The 20,237-nt window shown below is 71.6% G+C and carries 13 protein-coding genes; 5 read left to right on the top strand and 8 right to left on the bottom strand.

The annotated features are described in order from the left end of the window. Positions 1-10 precede the first annotated feature (10 nt). The 3 genes from WME82_RS42395 to rseP all read right to left on the bottom strand — a co-directional run bounded on the left by WME82_RS42395 (position 11) and on the right by rseP (position 4,996). Positions 11-1,567 carry a serine/threonine-protein kinase gene (locus WME82_RS42395; RefSeq protein WP_438039968.1) on the bottom strand — a complete coding sequence of 519 codons (1,557 nt, stop codon included), beginning with the start codon at positions 1,565-1,567 and terminating at the stop codon, positions 11-13. 284 nt (positions 1,568-1,851) lie between these two features. After that, a complete protein-coding gene (locus WME82_RS42390; RefSeq protein WP_438039967.1) occupies positions 1,852-3,333 on the bottom strand; it encodes an RsmB/NOP family class I SAM-dependent RNA methyltransferase in 1,482 nt (493 codons plus the stop codon). Then, a complete protein-coding gene (rseP, locus tag WME82_RS42385) occupies positions 3,326-4,996 on the bottom strand; it encodes an RIP metalloprotease RseP (RefSeq protein ID WP_437854113.1) in 1,671 nt (556 codons plus the stop codon). Before rseP ends, WME82_RS42390 begins: the two co-directional genes overlap by 8 nt. A gap of 407 nt (positions 4,997-5,403) precedes the next feature. Here rseP and WME82_RS42380 point away from each other — a divergent pair, with 407 nt between their 5' ends. Continuing rightward, a complete protein-coding gene (locus WME82_RS42380) occupies positions 5,404-5,736 on the top strand; it encodes a polyhydroxyalkanoic acid system family protein (RefSeq protein WP_437742222.1) in 333 nt (110 codons plus the stop codon). Positions 5,737-5,901: 165 nt separating this feature from the next. Here WME82_RS42380 and WME82_RS42375 read toward each other — a convergent pair whose 3' ends face one another. The 3 genes from WME82_RS42375 to WME82_RS42365 form a co-directional block, all read right to left on the bottom strand. Next, positions 5,902-6,882, bottom strand: a complete 981-nt coding sequence (locus WME82_RS42375; RefSeq protein WP_438039966.1) for a sigma-70 family RNA polymerase sigma factor — start codon at positions 6,880-6,882, stop codon at positions 5,902-5,904. Positions 6,883-6,901: 19 nt separating this feature from the next. Next, positions 6,902-8,191: a phytoene desaturase family protein gene (locus WME82_RS42370; protein ID WP_438039965.1), complete on the bottom strand. Its 1,290-nt coding sequence runs from the start codon at positions 8,189-8,191 to the stop codon at positions 6,902-6,904. A 122-nt stretch (positions 8,192-8,313) separates the two neighbouring features. Then, positions 8,314-8,937: a Dps family protein gene (locus WME82_RS42365; protein WP_438039964.1), complete on the bottom strand. Its 624-nt coding sequence runs from the start codon at positions 8,935-8,937 to the stop codon at positions 8,314-8,316. Between the two features lie 176 nt (positions 8,938-9,113). Between WME82_RS42365 and metG the strand changes: the two genes are divergently transcribed. The 3 genes from metG to WME82_RS42350 are packed head-to-tail and all read left to right on the top strand — an operon-like array spanning position 9,114 to position 17,188. After that, positions 9,114-11,186, top strand: coding sequence for a methionine--tRNA ligase (gene metG, locus WME82_RS42360; protein WP_438039963.1), 2,073 nt, complete (start codon positions 9,114-9,116; stop codon positions 11,184-11,186). A gap of 51 nt (positions 11,187-11,237) precedes the next feature. Further along, positions 11,238-15,140 (top strand): RHS repeat-associated core domain-containing protein, encoded by a 3,903-nt coding sequence (locus WME82_RS42355; protein WP_438039962.1) that lies wholly within the window; start codon positions 11,238-11,240, stop codon positions 15,138-15,140. Then, the gene (locus WME82_RS42350; protein WP_438039961.1) at positions 15,140-17,188 is read left to right on the top strand and encodes a hypothetical protein; all 2,049 of its coding nucleotides are present in this window, start codon (positions 15,140-15,142) and stop codon (positions 17,186-17,188) included. The genes WME82_RS42355 and WME82_RS42350 overlap by 1 nt, the downstream gene beginning before the upstream one ends. Before the next feature lie 6 nt (positions 17,189-17,194). Here the strand turns inward: WME82_RS42350 and WME82_RS42345 are convergent, their stop codons facing one another. Together WME82_RS42345 and WME82_RS42340 are read right to left on the bottom strand one after the other, a co-directional pair. Further along, a complete protein-coding gene (locus tag WME82_RS42345) occupies positions 17,195-17,611 on the bottom strand; it encodes a thiol-disulfide oxidoreductase DCC family protein (protein ID WP_437712446.1) in 417 nt (138 codons plus the stop codon). Positions 17,612-17,702: 91 nt separating this feature from the next. After that, positions 17,703-18,179: a hypothetical protein gene (locus WME82_RS42340; RefSeq protein ID WP_437742209.1), complete on the bottom strand. Its 477-nt coding sequence runs from the start codon at positions 18,177-18,179 to the stop codon at positions 17,703-17,705. A 192-nt stretch (positions 18,180-18,371) separates the two neighbouring features. On the opposite strand from WME82_RS42340, the gene WME82_RS42335 reads away from it, so the two are divergent. Then, positions 18,372-19,967 carry an ATP-binding protein gene (locus tag WME82_RS42335; protein ID WP_438039960.1) on the top strand — a complete coding sequence of 532 codons (1,596 nt, stop codon included), beginning with the start codon at positions 18,372-18,374 and terminating at the stop codon, positions 19,965-19,967. The last annotated feature ends 270 nt before the right edge of the window (positions 19,968-20,237 follow it).

Genomic DNA, 20,237 nt, shown 5'->3' with positions numbered 1-20,237 from the left:
GAGCGGGGTGCTAGAACCCCGGATCATGCTTCCACGACTTGGGCGGCGTGGGGGTTGGCGTCGGGCTCGGCGAGCTGCTCTGCTCGGCGGGCTTGGTCGGACGGCGGGGCGTCGCGCGCGCGGGTGACACCGGGAGCGGAGCCGGCGTCGTCGGCGCCGGGGCCGGCGCTGCGCTGGCCGAGACGGAGGCAGAGGGCTCGCCCGGGGGCGCGCCGGGCTCGGTCGCAGGGGGCGCCTCCGCCCTGGGAGGCGCGGGCGCCGGGGCGGCGGACGCCGGGGCGGCGGGCGCGGCGACGGAAGGAAGAGGGGCGGGCGCGTCGGCGCTTCGGAGCAGTACGGCGAGCACGCCGGCGGCGAGGAGACCGAGGATCACGACGGCGGGCAGCGCGCGGCTCCTGGAGCGCGCGAACGGCGGGATCTCGTCGTCGAGCGTGCTCTGTCCGGCCACGCCCCGGGCCGCGCCGCGGAGGTTGACGGTCCTGAAGGCGCTCACCGACGAGGGGCTCGCGCCGGTCACGTCGGAGCGGCCCAGGTTGTTGCTCAGCTGATTGCGGTCAGCGCGCTCCAGCGCTTCGGTGAGGGCCGCGCGCGTTTGCTCCTGCTGGTCCTCGAACAGCTCGCGGACGAAATTGGCGACGTCCTCGTCAGTGGCTCGCTGGCCTGGCGGAAGCGCCTTGTCGAGCGCTCGCATCAGCTCGTTGGCCGTGGCGTAGCGCTGGTCGCGCTCCTTTTCGAGCGCGCGCATCAGCACGGCCTCGAGCGACGCCGGGTAGTCGGCCTGGAACTCGTGCGGCGCCTCCACCGGGTCCGTGGACGAGATGGCGAACAGCGTCGCGCCCTCGGATTCCCTGCGGAACGGGTGTTTGCCGGTGGTCAGCGTGTAGAGCACGATGCCCATCGCGAACACGTCGACGCGCCGGTCGATCGCGTCGCCGCGCACCTGCTCCGGCGCCATGTAGCTCACCTTGCCCTTGAGCTGGCCGGCCTGCGTCGTGCTGTCGTTGAGCGCGGTGGCCTTGGCCACGCCGAAGTCCACCACCTTGGCCAGGCCGTTGTACGTGACCAGGATGTTCTGCGGGGAGATGTCGCGGTGCACCAGGCCGACGAGCTTGCCGCTCTTGTCCTTGAGCTCGTGCGCGGCGTGCAGGCCGGCGCAGGCCTGCGCCACGATGCGCACCGCGATCGGGATCGGCATGCCGTTCTGCCGCTTCGCGACCTTCATCACCTGGTTGAGCGGAATGCCGTCGATCCACTCCATCGCCAGGAACAGCACGCCGTCCTGCTCGCCGAGGTCGAGGATCTCGACGGCGTTCGGGTGCCGGATCTGGGACGCGAGCGACGCCTCCGAGAGGAACATGCGCTCGAACTGGTCGTCCTCCGACAGCGTCGGCAGCATCGTCTTCACTGCGACGATCTTCTGGAAGCCGCGCGTCCCCTTCAGCCGCGCCGCCCACACCATGGCCATGCCGCCTGCCGCGATCGGCAGCAGCAGCTCGTAACGACCCAACACGGTCCCGGGCCCGAGCTCGGCCGGGGTGTTGGGCAGGAGGTTCGGCGCAGGATTCACGCTACTCGGAAGGTTTGTTAAGTGCCCTGACCGTACGAGTGTGCGGCGTCACGAAGCGAGTGCCCAGCGATAAGAAACACCGCGGAGACAAATTGCGGCTATCGCACCAATAACCCCACCTCCTTACATTTGCCGACAGCTGCGACGGCGCTTCGTGGCTGGGCAGCTGCCGCCAAAACGTCGTTAGGAAGTCCAAACGCTGTCCGGAAGTCAAGCTGCTCTTATCCGCCTACCATCGTACAAGGACGGCGGACGGGCGCGCCGTCACGCGTCGCTACGCGTCGTCACCGCCGCACGACGAACATCGCGGCGAAATACCCGTCCGTGCCGTGCACGTGCGGCAGCAGCCGGAACGCGTCGCCGCCGCCCGCGAGCTCGCGCGCGAGCTCCGCGTCGAACGGCGCCGGCTCCAGCCGGACGCCGAGGCCGTCGTCCGCCGGGGCCGCGAGCCGCTCCGCCACGGCCTCGCACTCCTCGCGCAGCACGCTGCACACCGCGAACACGAGCCGGCCGCCGTCCCGGGCGCGGGTCGCGGCGCGGCGCGCGATCGCGACCTGGAGGTCGGCCAGGCGAGGGAGATCGTCCGCCTCGCGCCGGAGCGCGATCTCCGGGCGCCGCCGCAGCGTGCCCACCCCGGAGCAAGGGGCGTCGACGAGCACCCGGTCGTAGCCCTCGGGGACGTCGCCCGCGCCCACCGTCCAGTCGACGGCGTAGGTCTCGCGCACGGAGGCCGCAGCCCGCCCGAGCCCGTCGCGCGCGCCGGCCTGCGCATCGCCGGCCTCCGCGCCTGCGCCCTCCGCGCTCACGGGAGGCGCGCCCAGCGCCGCGCGGAGCTGCGAGAGCTTCGCAGGGTACAGGTCCGCCGCGTCCACCGCGCCGAAAGGCAGCACCGCGCGCGACAGGAGCCACGACTTGTTGCCCCGGCCGGAGCAGGCGTCGAGCACGGCCTCGCCGGGCCGCGCGCCGAGCGCGAAGGCGAGCGCCTGCGCCCCCTCTTCCTGGCCGATCCACGCGGCGCCGAAGCCTGGGAGCCGCCGGAGATCGCCCGCCCCCCGCGCGACGATCGCGGTCGGTGAGACGCGCCCCGCCTCGAAGGACCCGGTGGGCGCGGCGGCCCGCAGCGCCTCGATCCACGCGCCGCGGTCCTCGCCAGGGGCGAGGCAGAGGCCGGTCGGCGGCGGCACCGGGCCGGCCGACAGGAACGCCTCGGCCGCGGCCCGGCCGAGCGAGCGGCGCAGGGCGCCCCGCAGCCACCCCGGCGCGGAGGCGACCACCGCGCTCGCGAGCGGCGGGCGACCGCCGGACTCCACGGCCGCCGCGAGCCGGCGCAGCACGGCGTTCGCGAACGCGCCGACCCGCGGCCCGCCGGCCGCCTGGGCGCCATCCACCGCCTCCGAGACCGCGGCGAACGAGGGCACGCGATCGAGGAAGCAGAGCGAGTACGCCCCCATCAGCACGTGGGCGCGCACCAGCGGGTCGGCCGTCCAGCGGCTCTTCGCGGCGAACTCGGCGATGCGCGCCTCGAGCGCCGCCTGCGCGCGCAGGACGCCGTAGACGAGCTCCGTCGCGAGGCCTATGTCCCGCGGGTCGAGCGCCGGCGCGCGGCGCAGCTCGGCGTCGAGGGCCGCCGAGGCGAAGGCGTCCGAGCCCCACACCCGCGCGAGCACGCGCGCCGCGACCGCGCGCGGCGCGCTCTCGGCCGGATGCGGCGGGCGCGCCGGGCCGCGGCCGCCGTCGCGCCCGTCACCTTCGCCCCGGTCAGCCAACGAGCTCCTTGAATTGCCCCTGGATCACGTCCCAGCGGCGCTCGACGTCGTTCTTGAAGGCGATGCCCATCAGGCCGATGAGCACCACGAGCCCGACAAGGCTCGCGATCTCGCGGACGCGCAGCGGCAGCGGGCGCCGCAGCACGGCCTCGAACGTGAAGAACAGGAGGTGGCCGCCGTCGAGCACCGGGATGGGCAGCAGGTTGATGAGCCCGAGGTTGATCGAGATGACCGCCATCGCCCAGACGAAGTAGCTGACCCCCTTCGCGCCCTCCTCGCCGATCACGTCGTACACCGTGATGGGGCCGCCCAGCGTGGAGATGCTGACCTTGCCCTCCATGATGCGGACGATCCCGACCACGATGAACCGGATGACGTCGTACGTCTCGTCGACCGCGCTCTCCAGGGCGAACTGGAAGGCCGACGGGCTGTCGACGAACGGCTCGGCCACCATCGGCGACCAGTTCGACGCGCGCAGGTAGAAGCGCGGGCGGTGCTGGCCGTACTCGTCGATCCAGTCCTCGCGGCGGAGCTCGATGGTGCCGCTCTTGCGCTGGCCCGAGCGCTGCCACGTGATGACGTGCGGTCTATCCGGGGCCGCGAAGAGCCGCTCGACGAAGGTCGACCAGGCGGTGACCTCGACCCCGTCGACCTCCGTGATGCGATCGCCCGGCCGGAGCTCGGCGTCCCACTCGGCCGAGCCCTCGGGGACCTCGGCGACGTAGAGGTCGGCCGGCTCGATGCCGGTCCGCGCGAGCAGGTCGCCGTGGCCGCTCTCCGGCGTCAGCGCGGCGACGCCCGACTCGTAGACGGCGAGCTCGGCCAGGCCGCCGAGCGCGCGCGGCACCGTGACCGGCCGCAGGTACGTGACCGGCACCGTGGCGCCGCGGCTCTCCTCGAGCGCGAGCTCCAGGTCGGCGAACGTCTTCACGGGCGTGCCGCGCACCTCCGTCACGACGTCGAACGTGCGCAGCCCGGCCCGGAACGCGGGCGAGTCGGGCCGCGAGACGCCCACCACGGCGGCGGGGCGGCTCGGCCGGATGCCGATCTCGCCCACCCGGTCCACGATCTCGAGCGGCTTCTGGACGACCTTCTCCTCCGGGACGACCGTGACCTCGACGTGCTCCTTGTTGCGGAACACCTTGAGCCGGAGCTCCTGGTTGGGGCTCTTCGTCACGATCCGGTGCAGCTCGGCGAAGGTGCTGACGCGCTCGCCGTCCACCTCGAGGATGCGATCGCCCGGGACCAGCCGGCCCTCGGCCGGGTGCCCCGGCAGGACGACGCCGACCGTCGGCGGGACGAAGCGGGTCTCCCCGATGAAGACGGCGAAGTAGAGCAGCACCGGGAAGAGCACGTTCATCGCCGGGCCGGCCATGACGATGATCACGCGCTTCCAGAGCGCCTGGGACTCGAAGGTGCGCTTGCGATCCTCGGGGAGCACAGCCTCCTGCCGGTTCTCCTCGAGCATCTTCACGAAGCCGCCGAGGGGCAGGAGCGCGACGCAGTACTCCGTCTCCCGGCCCCGCAGGCGCAGCACCCGGGGGCCGAAGCCGATCGAGAAGGTGAGGACCTTCACGCCGAAGATCTTCGCGCACACGAAGTGGCCGAGCTCGTGCACGAAGATGAGCACGGAGCAGAGCAGCGCGAAATACAGGAGGTCCACGGCGGCGGCTCTCTTTACGCGAGGCCGGGCTCGGTGACCACTGGCCACTGAGGGGCGCAGGGCCAGGGCGCCCCCGCGCGAAGGGCGGCCTCCGGCGCAGGCCTCCGGCGCAGGTACGCCGTCCGGTCCGTGGAGAGGCGCCCTCCGGCGTTGCGATGCCTTCACGGTGATGGCCCCGGTCGGCCGCCCACAGACACCCGCGGTTCCGCCGCGTGGCGAAATGTCACAGAGCGCGGGCGCGCGATGCGCGATGCTGACGAGCGCCAGAGGGCCGCAGGCCCCGCGCATCCGTGTTATCTCACCGATGGAACTCGGCCGGGCGCCGCGCCCGCGAGCGACGCCTCACGGCGGACGGTCCCCTGGCCGATTCTCGCGATGTGCCCTGATACGAACTGCGAGGTCCCATCATGAAGCACACGATTGAGCACGACCTGAACGACAGCGAGGCAAAGCTGGCGACCGAACGAGCGATCGCGCAGTACCGAGAGCGGTACGCCGAGTACGAGCCTTTCCTCGTGTGGCGCGACGCGAAGCGCGCCGAGCTCGGCTTCTCGGTGAAGGGCGTCAAGCTGAAAGGCAGCATGGAGCTCCGCCCCGGCGCCGTGGACGTGGATCTCGACGTGCCTCTCCTGATGCGCCCCTTCAAGGGGATAGCGATCGCCGCCATCGACAAGGAGGTTCGTCACTTCATCGCAGAGGCGCACCGCGAACGGGCCCAGGGAGGCGGCAAAGCCACCTGAGCGAGCGGGCTGTTCCGCTATGGACATGAGCGCCTGCCGGCGCTATGTTGCTCCAACAGTATCTACTTCGCCGGCCGAAGTACGCCCCGCGATACGACTCACTCCAGTGCTCGGCCGGCAGGGGGCTGCCTCTCGTTGCTCGCCCTGCCGGCCTCATCGTCGCGCTCACGGAGCGAGCGCCTTCACGGCCGTCAGCTTGTGCGAGGCCAGCACGGAGTGGATCGCCGTGATGAGGCCGCTCGCGTCGATCTCGCAGCGCATGACGAACCGCGGCGCCAGCTTCTCCACGGTGGTCGTGCGCTCGATGACGACCGCCGGGAGGCCGTTGATGAGGCGCAGCTCGTGGCGGAGCGCTCCGGGGTCGTCGATCCTCAGCAGGCCGACGTAGAACCGCGCGACCCGGTTCGGGCCGACGACGATCCGGCGCGCCGCCTTGAACTCGCCGTTCGCGTCGTTGATGACCCGGACGCCCTCGCTCAGGAGCGCCTCGATGGCGGCGACGTCCTGCGTCGCGAGCGTCTGCAGGAAGCGCACGAGCGCCGCGCCCGACCGCTCGACGAGCTCGGGTGAGGGGCGGCAGCGGTCGCGCTCGTACGGCTCGAGGGCGCGGCGGGCGCGGTGGTGGGTCGTCTTCACGCTGGCCTCCGACAGGTCGAGCGCGGCGGCGGTCTCCTGCACCGAGTAGTCGAAGACGTCGCGGAGCAGGAGCACCGCGCGCTGCTGCGGGGTCAGCGCCTCGAGCGCGATGAGGAAGGCGAAGGACGCGCTCTCGAGGAGGTCGTAGCGGCCCTCGGTGCCGTCCTTGCCCGGGATCTCGAACGACGGGGGCTCGGGCTCCGCCTCGATCGGGGAGGGGAGCCACGGTCCGTCGTAGGTGAGGCGCTTGCGGCGCCGGAGGGCGTCGCGGCCGAGGTTCAGCGCGACGCGCGCGAGCCAGGGGCGGACGGGCTCCTCGGTGCGCGCGGGCGGGCGCTCCAGCGCGCGGACGAACGTCTCCTGCACGATGTCGTCCGCGTCCGCGGCGCTGCCGGTGAGCCGGTAGGAGAGGGCCCAGAGGAAGCGCTCGTGCTCGCGGTAGCTCGCGGCGACGAAGCCGGGGGCGGCGAGCCCGGCGCTCGGGGCAGGAGAGGCCGTGGAGCTGCTCATGGAGCGTCGGGTAACCCCGTCACGCCGCGCGGTCGAGGGCGCGGCGCGAGAGGATGGCCCGCGCGGCGTCCCGCGCGCTGGCGAGGCTCGCGTCGGCGAGCATGCCCGTCGGCCCGACCCAGTCGCCCGCGAGGAAGAGCCCGTCGAGATCCGGGACGCGGGCGCCGGGGCGCCCTGCGTGGCCGCCGCCCTCCGCCGTGACCACGGCGTTGGAGACGACGAGCGAGGGCAGGAAGCGGCGCTCGACGATCGCGCCGCGGTAGCCGGGCTGCGCGCGGTCGAGCAGATCCTCGAGCTCGCGCTCGGGGTCGCGGCCGGCGAGCTCGGGGCTGTACTGGGCGGTGTGGATCACGGCGCCGCCCGCGGGGGCGAGGCGCGCGGCGTCGGTGTGGACCGACAGGTAGAGCGGGCGGTCGATGCCGAGCACGAAGCCCGGGCGCTGGCGAGGGAGCCTCGACAGGGCGACGTCGAGGCACGCGGCGCGGACCGGGAGGGCGCGCTCGGCGTGCGCGGCGAGCGCCGCGCTCGCGGGCGCGAGGGCGGCCGCGGCGCGCGGGCTCGCGGCGACGAGCACGGCGCCGGCGCCGAGGCGGTCGCCGTTCGCGAGCTCCACGGCGGAGACGGCGCCGCCCTCGGCCGCGATCTGCGCCGCGCGCGCGCCGGTGAGGATCTCCACGCCGGCCGCGACGGCGGCGTCGCGCAGGCCGTCGACGAGGGTCCTCCAGCCGCCGTCGAGGTAGAGCACGCCGTGGCTCAGGGCGAGCTGCACCTGCGCGAGCGCCGCGCCGGCGCTCTGGTGATCGTCGTCGGCGCAGTAGGTCGACAGCCGGACGAGCGCGCCGACGAAGCGGCGCGCCTCGGGCGTCCGGAAGGCGTCGCGGAGCCAGGCCGAGACCGGGACCGCCGCGAGCGGCGCGGGGTTCGCCGCGACGAGGCTGCCAAGGACGCGCCCCATCTCGACCTTCGCGGCGAGGGGGAAGAGGCCCGTCGTGAGCAGCGACAGGGCGCCGGACGGCAAGGTGTGGAGGGCGCCGCGGTCGAGCGCGAGCGCGCCCGACGGGGACGGCGCCGCGCCGGTGAACCGGACGCCGAGCTCGCGGAGCACCTCGTGCGCCGCGCCCCCGCGGTAGAGCGCGTGGGCGCCGAGGTTCAGCGAGAAGCCGTGGCTCTCCTGCGTGGAGGCGCGGCCGCCCGGCGCGTGCGCCTTCTCGACGAGGGCGACCGAGCGGCCCGCCCGGCCCAGGTACGCCGCCGCGGCCAGGCCCGCGAGCCCGCCGCCGATCACCACCACGTCTTTTGTAGTACGCATCACATGACCCCTTTCCTGGCGGTACCACGATCGGGGGGCCGGAAAGGTTACGCGCGCCCCGTCGAATTTTCGGAGCGCGCCCGGAGGGCTGGACGGCGGGGGGGGAAGCGGCGTGCCGGCGCTCAGGTGGCGCGGACGAGCGGCGTGTCGACGAGGTGCTCGGACAGGAACCACACCTGCATCTCGTTCGTGCGGAGGACGTCGCTCATGAGCAGGTCGGCGGTGCCATCGTCGCGGTTCTCGGTGGTGAGCTTCACCGCCTCGCGCGTCTCCGCGAGGATGAGCTCGTGCGCGTCGAGCAGGCGCGAGAGCTGGGCGGGCACCTGCTCGCGGCCGCGGGGCGCCCGCTCGATCCTCGTCGTCTCCGCGACGTCGTGCGCCATGGCGATGGCGACGCCGCCCAGCATCTGGACGCGCTCGGCGAGCATGTCGATCAGCGCGGCTTGCTCCTTGAAGTGCTTGTCGAAGAGCAGGTGGAGCTGGAAGAAGGTCGCCCCGGACACCTGCCAGTGATGCTTCTTGTACATGTCGCGCAGGACGAGCGTGTCCGACAGGATCTGATTCAGCGCCCGGATGCTCTCCGCGCGCGACTTTGCGGCGAGCGCCAGCGGATAGTCCACGACGGTCCCGAAAGGCTGGATCTCCTTGCCTCGCTGGCGGAGGAGGGGCTGGGCCTCCAGCGCCCGCGCTCCGCCTTCCTTGCCACCACGCCTCTGTTTCCTCTGTTGCTTCCTCTGGACTGCCATGGTCCCCTCCCCGTCGATCGGTTCACTACGTATCTAGAGCCCGAGCCCGCTCCGTCCATGGCTGCACGCCCGCTGTCGTGTCCACGCGGGCCCGCGCGGCGCTCCGCTGGAAGGCGCGCCCGCGCGCCATCGGCGGCTCGCATCCGGCTGGGATTTCGTGCAAAGTCCAGCGCAGCATGAAACGGCTCCTGCTCACCAGCGCGCTGCCCTACGCCAACGGGCACATCCACATCGGCCACCTCGTCGAGTACACCCAGACCGACATCTTTGCCCGTTATTGGCGGATGACCGGGCGGAGGTGCATATCCCTGTGCGCCGACGACACCCACGGCACGGCCATCATGATCCGCGCTCGGCAAGAGGGGCGGAGCGAGGCCGACGTCATCGCGGACATGAGCGCGGCGCACCAGCGCGATTTCGCGGCGTTCCAGATCCGGTTCGACCACTACGGCAGCACGAACTCCCCCGCGAACCGCGCGCTGTGCGAGGAGATCTGGGCGTCGCTGCGCGAGCGCGGCATGGTGACCACGAAGGAGGTCACGCAGCTCTTCGATCCGCAGGAGGGCATGTTCCTGGCGGATCGCTTCGTCAAGGGCACCTGCCCGAAGTGCGCGGCGCCGGACCAGTACGGCGATAGCTGCGACCGGTGCGGCTCGACCTACGCCGCGACCGATCTGATCGAGCCGAGAAGCGCGCTCACGGGCGCGCGGCCCGAGGTGCGGAGCGCGCAGCACCTCATGGTGGCCATCGAGCCGGAGCGGCCGTTCCTGTCGACCTGGACGCAGGGCGAGGGGCGGATGTCGAAGGAGATCGCGAACTACCTCGCAGGGCATTTCCTGTCGGAGCCGCTCCGCGACTGGGACGTGTCGCGCCCCGCGCCGTACTTCGGGTTCGAGATCCCCGACGCGCCAGGGAACTACTGGTATGTCTGGTTCGACGCGCCGATAGGGTACATGGCGGCGAGCAAGGAGTGGTGCGCCCGGGAAGGCGAGGCGTTCGACGACTGGTGGCGATCCGAGGAGACGGAGATCGTCCACGTCATCGGGAAGGACATCGTGTATTTCCACACGCTCTTCTGGCCGGCGATGCTGAAGAGCGCGAGGTTCTCGCTGCCGTCGCGCGTGCAGGTGCACGGGTTCCTCACCGTGAACGGAGAGAAGATGTCGAAGAGCAAGGGCACCTTCGTGCTGGCCTCGACGTACCTGAAGCACCTCGACCCGGCGTACCTCCGTTATTACTACGCGAGCAAGCTGAGCTCGAAGGTCGACGACATCGATCTGAACCTGGAAGAGCTCGTGAACAAGGTGAACGCCGAGCTCGTGAACAAGGTCGTGAACCTGGCGAGCCGGTCGTCGCGCTTCGTGGCGCAGACGGGGCTGTCGGCGGTTTACCCCGAGGACGGGGGGCTGTTCGCGGCGGCGGCGGAGGAGGGCGACGCGATCGGGGCGGCGTACGCGGCGTTCGACTATGCGCGGGCGACGAGGAGCATCGTGGCGCTGGCGGACCGGGCGAACGAGTATGTCGACCGGATGCAGCCGTGGGCGCTGGCGAAGCAGCCGGAGAAGAAGGCGGAGCTGCAGGCCGTTTGCACCGTGGCGCTCAACCTGTTCCGGCAGATCGTGCTCTACCTGGCGCCGGTGCTCCCGAAGCTGGCCGACGACGTCGCGCGGCTGCTCGGGTGCCCCATGGACCGGTGGGCGCTCGCGAAGACGCCGCTTGTGGGCACGCCTGTGGCCGCGTATGAGCACCTCATGAAGCGGGTCGAGCCGGGTGCAGTGGAGAAGATGATCGCGGAGGGCCGCCCTGCCGAGGAGGCGGCGGCGCCGGGCGGCGCGGCCGGGGCGAACGCGGAGGCAGGCCAGGCGGCGGGCGGGGGCGCGGCCGCGGAGGACGACGGCGCGGCGCTCGCCAAGGAGCCGCTCGCGCCGGAGTGTACGATTGACGATTTCAGCAAGGTCGACCTGCGCGTCGCGCGCATCGTCGCGGCGGAGCACGTGCCCGAGGCGAAGAAGCTGCTCAAGCTGACCGTCTCGCTCGGCGGGGAGGCGCGGAGGACGGTGTTCGCCGGGATCAAGGCGTATTACAAGCCGGAAGACCTCATCGGGCGGCTCGTCATCGTGTGCGCCAACCTGGCGCCGCGGAAGATGAAGTTCGGCCTCAGCGAGGGGATGGTGCTCGCGGCGGGGGACGAGACGGTGCATCTCCTGTCGCCGGACTCGGGGGCGAAGCCGGGGATGCGGGTGCACTGAGCGGGCGTTGATCGTCGCCCGGATATCGGCTCGCTCGAGTATCCTCGGCGCATGGCCCGCACCGCCCCGGTCCCGAACATCCCTGCCATCCCTGGCATGAACCCCGGCGTCTTCGTAATGGGGGGCGGCGGCGGTGGTGGAGGCTCCGGCGGTCGTGGAGGCAATGGCGCGGGCGACGGCCAGGGCGGCAGCGGAAGCAATGGGGGCGACGGCGCGGGCGGTGGCGGCAAGGGCGCCGGCTCCTGCGGCACCGGCTCGACGGACGGCGGCGGCTGCCCGAACCACCACGGTTCCGGCTCGAGCGGCAAGATGTCGCGCGGCGATCCCGTCGACGTGGTGACCGGCCGCGTCTTCACGGTGCCCGCCGTCGACGTCTCCTTTCCCGGCCCTCTGCCGCTCGTCATCGAGCGCACGTATTCGAGCAGCGCGCGCGACCGCGATGTCGGCCTCGGGTTCGGGTGGATCCACTCGCTCGCCTGGCAGCTCCTCCAGCGCCGCGGCTCATTGCGCATCCTCTCGTTCGACGGCGTCGAGCACGATCTCGGCAAGGTGCTGCCGGGGACGGGGATCATCGGTCCCCACGGCTGGATCGTTCACCGCGAAGGCAACGGGTTCCGGCTCGATCTCGCGGATGGGCAATACCTGTTCTTCGGCGAGCACGTCATCTCCGACGAGGGCGAGCGCTACCTGCCGACCGTCATCGGCGACCGAGCCCAGAACCGGATCGTCCTCGCCTACGATCGCGGCGTCCTCGCCGAGGTGACGGACGCCTCCGGGCGTGTCGTCCGCGTGCTGCGCGGGCGGGACCGCCGCATCGCCGCCTTCGAGGCGAAGAACAACGTCGCCCAGGGGAGGTGGGTCACGTTCGCCCGCTACGCGTACGACGCAGGAGGCAGGCTCATCGAGGCGGAGGACGCCGACGGGTACGTGACGCGGTACGAATACGACACGAGCCATCGGTTGACGTCCATCACGGGGCCGACGGGCCTCATGTTCTCCTTCCGATATGACGGCGAAGGCCGGTGCATCGAGACCTGGGGTGAATACCCCGGCAAGGCGGATCCGAGCCTGGCGGACGACGTCCCCGAGATGCTCGCCGATCATGTCACCCGGGCCAGGGGGATCCTCCACACAAAGTTCGAGTACTCAGGAGACGGCTACTCGGAGGCCGTCGACTCGGTGGCGCTCCATCGGTACTTCGGCAACGCGCACGGCTTGGTCGACAAGGCGGTGACGCCGCTCGGCGTGTTCGGCCGCACCTACGATCAGCGGGGCTTTCTCACCTCGTTCACCGATCCGCTCGGGGCGCGGACGACCTGGAAGCGCGATGTCATGGGGCGCGAGACGGAGGTGGTGGACCCGCTCGGCCGGCGCACCGTGATCGAGCGCGACGCATCGGGAGAGATCACCGCCGTCACCGGGCCGGACGGGGAGACGACCCGCGTCGATCGCGCGGGCGACACCCTGTTCTGGACCGATCCGATCGGCGCCGTCTGCTCGGCGCGCTTTGATGCGCGAGGTCTGCCCATCGAGGTCCGCTGGCCCGACGGCAGGACGCTCGTGTTCCGGCGCGACGCGGAGGGCAACGTCATCGAGCACATCGACCAAGCCGGAGCGCAAACACGGGCGCGCTACGATGCGTGGGGCCGGTGCGTCGAGATCTGGGACGCGCGGGGTGGGCGGACGGCGTTCACGTACTCCACGGGGGGCCGCGTCCTGTCCGTGATCTCGCCGGACGGGTCGGTCGAGCGCTACGACTACGACGGGGCGGGCAACCTCATCCGCATCACCGAACCCGATGGTCAGACGACGCGAATGACCTATGGAGGGCTCCACAAACCCGTTCGCATCGAGAGGCCGAACGGCGAGGTGACCGAGCTGAAGTACAACCGCGAAGGGTGGCTCATGCGCGTCACGAACGGCCGGGGCGAAGCGCACAGCTACGAGAGGAACCTCGCCGGGCTGGTCGTCGCCGAGCGCACGTTCGACGGCCGCGTCCTGCGGTACGGGCATGACGCGATCGGCAGGGTGGTGTGGTCCGAGAACGGGCTAGGACAACGCACCGAGTACGAGCGCGATCTCGCAGGCCAGATGACCAGGCGGATCTTCGACGATGGAACCGAGGAGTCGTTCGAGTACAACGGGCGGGGCGAGATCATCTTCGCCGAGAACGCCGCGGGCCGCTTCGCGTTCGACAGAAACGAGAAGGGGTGGATCGTCGGCGAGACGCAGGAGATCGCCGGGGCTCCCGTCACGGTGCAGACCGAGTATCGGATCACCGGGGAGGTCGCCGCCCGCCGCACCTCGCTCGGGCATACGGCGCAGTGGTCCCACGACTTCGCGCGGCAGCAAGTAGCGCTGTTCCTCGACGGCCAGGCCGAGGCCGTGTCGACGCGCGATCCGTGGGGGCGCGAGCTGACACGCTCGCTCAAGGGCGGAGCGCGGATCGACATGGCGTACGATGCTCTGGGGCGCCTCTCCGAGCGGCGGATCGTCTCGAGCACCTCCGGCGTGATGGGCAGAGATCTCTCCATGCAGCCCGCCTGGGTCGGGCGCTTGCCGCCCGGGACGGTGCACGCCGAGTGGCGTCGCTATACGCCCGCGGGCCTCCTCGAGGAGCACTGGAGCGCTCGCGGTGGGGTAACGCAGTACGGCTACGATCCTGCCGGCCAGCTGGCCGGGGTGCGCCGCGACGGGGGCGAGGTGGCCTCGTTCCGGTACGATCTCGCGGGCAACCTGCACGACGCCATGCCCGGAGCTCCGCCGCGCTCGTACGCGGCCGGCGGCCGCATCCAGCGTGCAGGAGATACCGAGTACACGTGGGACGACGACGGCCGTCTCATCACGAAGCGCACGCGCTCTACGGCAGGCGCGGAGGAGCTCACGCGCTATCGCTGGTCGGCGTCGGGCATGCTGGCGAGGGTCGAACGCCCCGATGGCGAGATCGTCGCGTTCGAGTACGATCCGTTCGGCAGGCGCGTCGCGAAGCGGCTCCTGACCCGCGCGGCGGACGGCTCCGAGCGGCTGGTCGAGGCGACGCGCTTCGTCTGGGATGGCGGGGCGCTCGTGCACGAGATCCGCCGCAAGACCGACGCCGGGGGCAACCCGATCGTGGACGAGCGAACGTACGTGTTCGAGCACGACAGGACCGTCCCCGTCGCGCACCGAGAAGCCCGTGCCGAGGGCGGGGCGCGCGCCGTGTCGGCGTGGTGGCATTACCTGACCGACGACTCCGGCGCGCCCGAGATGCTCGTCGGCCCTGACGGGCAGATCGGCTGCGAGCTCGCGCGCGACCCGTGGGGATCGGCGACGGCGGCGGAAGGCGCGCAGACGAGCACGCCCCTGCGCTTCCGGGGGCAATACGCGGACGAGGAGACCGGGCTCTCGTACAACAGGCATCGCTATTACGATCCCGAGCTCGGCCGGTACATCAGCGCCGATCCCTTGGGGATCGAGGGCGGCCTCAACGTCTTCGCCTACGCGGCCAACTGCCCGACCTCGGCGATCGACGTCGAGGGGCTCATGTACTCGATCATCAAGGACAGGGCGGGCAACATCGTCGCTGATGGTCACAGCCAGGACACAGGTCGGCCTCTTCCGGCGTCGCACAGCGCGGTGCCGAATGGCAAGCCCTGCGCCGAGCGCTCGGCGCTTACCAACCTGGCGCACCGACTCGGCCCCGGCGCCACGAAGGCGGATGTTGCCAGGATGTTCCAGGAAGAGGGCTACACGCTGGAGACGTACGAAGGCAACGCTGACGACTACAAGAGAAACAGGCGAGTCGCGGCCAACCCCTGCCCTGTCTGCAAGGAAATGCTGAAAGACATGGGGATCCCTCACACCTCGGTCCAGGGACACTCGCCAAAGAACCTGACGAAGACCGGGCCCTGGAATGGGGAGTCCACCTACAACCCGGGTACACGGAAGATCTTCATGAACGCAGGGAGACGTTGATGAACGGCCCTTCCGAGCAGCAGGCCGCGCTGTCATCTGTGCGCGGCCCGGAGGGCGGTCTTGCGCGGTCGCATGGAGGGCTCGCCGCCTTCTGGCGGTCCGTCGCCGAGGACGTCCATCTCGACCCTGCTCCGCAGGAAACCCGTGCGCTGCTCGCCGCCCTCGATGCCTGGTTCACGGGGGGGCCCGCCTGCGCGCTCGTCGCGGGCGCGGACCCGAGCTTCCGCTCCGCCCTCCTGGCGCGCTGGGCCCTGTCGGTGGCCGAACGCCGCGCCGCGGAGGTGATCTTCGTGCCTGTCAGCGCTCGCTTCGGGACCGCGGTCGAGCGCGACATGCTGAAGCTGTTCTTCGGCCTGTTCAAGGGATCGGCGACCGTCATGTTCAGCCGCCCGCGGAGCCCGGGGGAGCTGATGGCTGCCATCCGGCTGGCCCTGGGGGGCGTCGGATGGGTCTCCTCTGTGCCTGATGACGAGAACCCCCAATTGCTCGTGGTCCTCGACGGCATCGAGCGCGCCGCCGACGGGTGGCCGGAGCCACGAACTCCTCTCCTGCGCGACCCCGGTGAGGGCGCGCATATCGTCGTGTCCGTCGATGCGGAGGAGCACGCGCCGGGTGGTGTGCCATGGCGCGACAGGCTCGCGTGGGTGGCGGAGGAGATCACGCTGATATCATGCTCCGCGGCTCGTCCATCGCCCGACGAGCCTGCCAGGGCGCGGAGAGCTCTGGCGTCGCTGGGCGAGGAGGGAGCGCTCGCCGCGCGTGCCTTCGACGCGCTCGCTGCGAGCCTTGCTCCCGTGTCGCGTGACGATCTCGTGCGGGCGGTGGGCGTCGCCCCAGCCGAGCTCGAGGCGTTCGAGCGCGCCCCGGACCTGGCTCGCCGGCTTGTCGTCACGGATGACGGGGGAGCCTACCGGTTCCGGGACGACGCGGGGCGCGCCGGCTGGTCCGCGTCCGATCGCGTCGCGGCCATCGAGGACGCCATCGTTGCTCGCGGGTTGTCGGCGCTGCGCGTGTGCAAGGCGGCTTCCGAGCCACACGTCGCGTGGCCCCCGTACCTCGTGGAGTACCTCGGCGCTCACATGATGAGGCGAGGCGCTGGAGTGACCGACCGCATGGAGCTCGTCTCGCCGGCGTGGCTCAGGGCCTGGATGGACAGGCCGGGAGGCCTCGTGGGATTCTTGGCGGACGTCCAGGGGGCTCGTCGCGCTGCGACGGATGCGCTCCTCCAGGCCTGTCGCTTCGGGACCGAGAGCGATCCAGGGACCAGGGCCGATAGGGCTGCTCGTGTGTGCGATGTCGTCTGGTGTGCGCTCGTGGATGGGGCGCTCTGCGCGAAAGAGGGCAGCCACGATGAAGAGCGCGACCCTGCCGAGCCCTACACCGAACCCACTGTGGACCTTACCCGACCGACGGGCGCCGCGCGCGAGCGCGCCGAGGCGCTGGTGACGTTCGCCTCCCTGTTGACAGGCTCTGAGCAGCAGCTGGTTCGGGGATGGGCAACGGATGCATGCGCAGGTCTCGACGAGATCGTTCCCCGACCGATCCCTTACGTGGCAACCGACCCGAGCTCAGCGGACCCCGAGCGCACCCGCCGGATCCGCGCGGGCGCGACGTACGACGAGGTCGACGGGTATCTGTCGAGGGACATGGTGATTCGACCCACGGATCTCTCACCCGACGAAGCTTGGCGTCTCGCGGAGAGCCGAGAAGGGGAATCTCGGATGGTCAGCTTCGCGGGCATCTTGCCGGATCTCCCCGAGGACATGCGCGAGAAGGCCGTGCGAGAGGTCATGTCCGCGTACTGGGCTCACGGCGACCGGCTGGCGCTGCGCGTCCTTTCGGCTTGCGCGCCCTGGATGGCCCTTCCCGATGCAGCCATGGTCATGTGCAACGAGCTCGGCAACGACTGGACCGGCGACCTCCCCGGGATGCTGGTAGGCTTCGGCAGCCTCACCGAGCTCTCTCCGCTCTTGCTGCGGTTGGGCGGGGCGGCGGCGATCGTGGGGGTCGCCCGCGCCATCGCCGAGGTGGGGCAATGGCTCCCCTAGTTCTCTTCACCGATAAGGCCCTGCCGCCGGCGCTCCCGGCAGCCGGCAGGAGCCGCTCGCGCAGGACGGGTGGCCGAACCAGCCCGCGAGCCACTTCCTGTTGCCCGACAGCGCGTGGAAGAAGCGCTCCGCCATCTTCGAGAGCGTGTCGCCGCTCAGCCGGTACGACCACTCGCGGTACCCCTCGAGCGCCCAGAGCGCCACGATGAAGGCCGCGGGGCCAGCCCAGACCTCGCCGCGATCGCTGATCACGACGAGCTCCTCGCCGAGCCAGGGCACGGCCCCGTACCGCTCCGCCGCCTCGGGCGAGCCGGCGGGCAGGAACTCCATCTCGACAAGCGCCGTCTGGTGCTCCATCCAGTGGCGGCACCGCGTGCACAGCGCGCACTCGGCGTCATAGAGCACGGTGATTCGCTCGATCATGGCCCGCTCTCCTCGCAGCGCGGAGGCCAGGGCGTCTGGCCGCGCCGCCAGCGCGAGGCGCCACGGCGCCTCACGCCCGCGTCTGCATTCGTCACGCCGAGACCTCCGCGACGGCCCGCCGGCGCTCTCGCTGCGCGGCCATCTCCTCTTCCGCGCGCGCCGTGCGCGGATCGATGCGCATCTGCGGCGCGACCGGAGGCGGCAGGACCGCGAGCTTCGCGCGGCGGCGGATGCGGTGGAACACGAGGAGGTTCGTGAAGTGCATCAGCGCGAGCGAGAGCAAGAGCAGGCCCAGCTTCGACGACAGCACCTCGACCGCCTCCGTCATCGTCGCCGAGCCTTCCGCCTTCAGGATCAGCGACGCATACCCCAGGTTCACCAGGTAGAACCCCACCACGAGCAGGCGGTTCACCGCCTCGGCCATCCTCGGGTTGTCGGCGAACACCTCCTCCAGGAACACCGATCCATTCTTGAACAGCGTGCGGGCGATCCAGATCGTCAGTCCGACGCTGATGACCGCATAGGCCCCGTACACCGCGATGAGATAGCTTTCGACCGGGTCTGCCATGGTTCGTCTCCTCGACAGGCCTCTCAGCAGCGCCCGTGCCATCCGCGGGATCCGCGCTGATCGGCCGGATCGAGGCGCGGCGCCGGGCCGCGGTGCCCAGGCCATGGGCAGGCCGCTGTCCACGCCGTGGACACCTCGCGCCCCCGGGGCCTCTGGCGCTATCGTCGGGGCTTCCTACCCCGCCGAGGCCGTGTGAGACCCCTGGTCGCTCTCGCGTACTACCCGCTCTGGGCCGCTGCCGTGACCGTCGCGGTCACCGCGCTGCGGCTCGGGCGCAACGTGGGCCGCGGCCTCGTCGCGCTCTGCTTCTTCCTCGCCTTCTGGGTCACAGGGCTCATCCTGCTCGAGACGGACGGCACGCTCGTCCTCGCCGAGCACGTCATTCCGAGCGGGATCATCGTCTCCGCCGGCCTCGCCCACGCCTACGCCGACATCGCCGGCGCCTCGCGCCGCCCCGTCGTCTTCGCCTACGCCGTGTGCGCCGCGGTCGCGCTGCTCGGGGCCGTCGACCCGCGCCTCCTCTACGGTCCTGGGGCCCGCTCGCCGGGACCGCTGTTCTTCCCGCTCTCGGTCGTCATGGGCGTCGCCTGGGTCGTGGTCGGCGTTCGCCTCGGGCGCGCGGCGCTCGCGGCCCGGGGGCTCCAGCGGCGGCGCATCGCCGCGCTCTTCTTCGGCAGCGTGCTCGCGACGCTCGGCGGCGGCTTCGTCGTGGTGCTGCGTGTGCTCCGGCTCGGCGACGTGCTCCTCGGCGCGCCGCTCCTGCTCCTCGCCATCCTGCTCGTGGCCTACGCCGTGCTCATCGGAGAGCTGGGCCGCTCCCGCCGCGTCTTCGCGCAGGGGCTCGCCTACGCCGGCCTGACAGCGCTCCTCTCGACGCTCGGGCTCGTTGTCTTCTTCAAGGTCCTGCCCGCGCTCGCGCCGGGCGGCGGCGCGTCGCTCGGCTGGCTCGCCTTCGTCGTCTTCCTCGTCGCGCTCCCGTCCGATCCGCTGCGCATGCTCGTCGTGGAGCACCTCGGTCGCCGGCTGTTCTCGAGGCCCATCGGCGTCCGCGATCTCGCCGACGAGATCGAGCGCGTCGAGGTGCGCGCCGACCAGGCCGAGCGGCTCGCGGAGCTCGGCCGCCTCGCGAGCGCGGTCGCGCACGAGATCCGCAATCCGCTCGGGGTCATCGCCGCGCAGGCGAAGCTGCTCGAGCGGCAGGGCGCGAGGCCCGAGACCGTGGCGTCGCTGCGCGCCCAGGTCGACCGGGCGAGGCGCTTCCTCGACGATCTCCTCCGCTACAGCCGCCCGAGGCCGCTCGAGGTGAGCGAGGTCGACGTGCTCTCCACGCTGCGGCTCGCGGCGAGCCAGGTCCGGCAGATCGTCGGCGAGGGCGCGCCGCCCATCGAGGTGGCGTCCGAGGCAGGCGCGTCGATCTTCGTCGAGGCCGACCGCGGGGCGTTCCTCGACGTCGCCACGGCGCTGCTGCAGAACGCGGCCATCGCGCTCGACGGGAGCCCCGAGGGGCGGATCCGGGCGGTGGTCACGCGCGGCGAGGGCGGCTTCGTGGTCGTGCGCGTGGAGGACAACGGCCCGGGGGTGCCGGCCGAGATCGAGGCGATGCTGTTCCAGCCGTTCGTGACGGGTCGGGGGCGAGATGCGAAGCACCCGGGCACGGGCCTCGGCCTGGCCGTCGCGGCGCGCTGGCTGGAGCGGCACGGGGGCGCGCTGCGCTACGAGCGCGCCCCGGGGGGCGGCGCGCGCTTCGAGGCGCGGTGGCCCGAGAGGGCGGCGGAGGCGGCGGGGTGACGCGGATGATCGCGGCCGGGTAGGCCTCGGGATCGAGATCGCGGAGATCCGTCCCGGGGGCGACCTGCCGAGACGTCTCTCGTGATTCACGCGCACGGCTCGATGGATCTCGCTACTCGCCAACATCCCACTTCAATCAAGTCCTGCCGTAGAGGCTTGATGGGCACCGAGCCGGCGGGGCCGACCCCGGGTCCGAGTCTGCGGCGCCGAGCCCCGACCAGCGAGACCGAACGGGCGAATACGGCTGCGTGGGGATACGGGCGATGGGTA

This window comes from Sorangium sp. So ce128, from assembly GCF_051525245.1.
In the GTDB taxonomy this organism is placed as follows: domain Bacteria; phylum Myxococcota_A; class Polyangia; order Polyangiales; family Polyangiaceae; genus Sorangium; species Sorangium cellulosum_B.
The sequence above is the reverse complement of the archived record's forward strand: the minus strand, read 5'-3'. Positions and strand labels throughout refer to the sequence as shown.

Coding starts and splice junctions, on each gene's coding strand:
- WME82_RS42365 (WP_438039964.1), bottom strand. CDS start 8,937: ATGGCAGTCCAGAGGAAGCAACAGAGGAAACAGAGGCGTGGTGGCAAG.
- metG (WP_438039963.1), top strand. CDS start 9,114: ATGAAACGGCTCCTGCTCACCAGCGCGCTGCCCTACGCCAACGGGCAC.
- WME82_RS42355 (WP_438039962.1), top strand. CDS start 11,238: ATGGCCCGCACCGCCCCGGTCCCGAACATCCCTGCCATCCCTGGCATG.
- WME82_RS42370 (WP_438039965.1), bottom strand. CDS start 8,191: ATGCGTACTACAAAAGACGTGGTGGTGATCGGCGGCGGGCTCGCGGGC.
- WME82_RS42380 (WP_437742222.1), top strand. CDS start 5,404: ATGAAGCACACGATTGAGCACGACCTGAACGACAGCGAGGCAAAGCTG.
- WME82_RS42375 (WP_438039966.1), bottom strand. CDS start 6,882: ATGAGCAGCTCCACGGCCTCTCCTGCCCCGAGCGCCGGGCTCGCCGCC.
- WME82_RS42345 (WP_437712446.1), bottom strand. CDS start 17,611: ATGATCGAGCGAATCACCGTGCTCTATGACGCCGAGTGCGCGCTGTGC.
- WME82_RS42350 (WP_438039961.1), top strand. CDS start 15,140: ATGAACGGCCCTTCCGAGCAGCAGGCCGCGCTGTCATCTGTGCGCGGC.
- WME82_RS42340 (WP_437742209.1), bottom strand. CDS start 18,179: ATGGCAGACCCGGTCGAAAGCTATCTCATCGCGGTGTACGGGGCCTAT.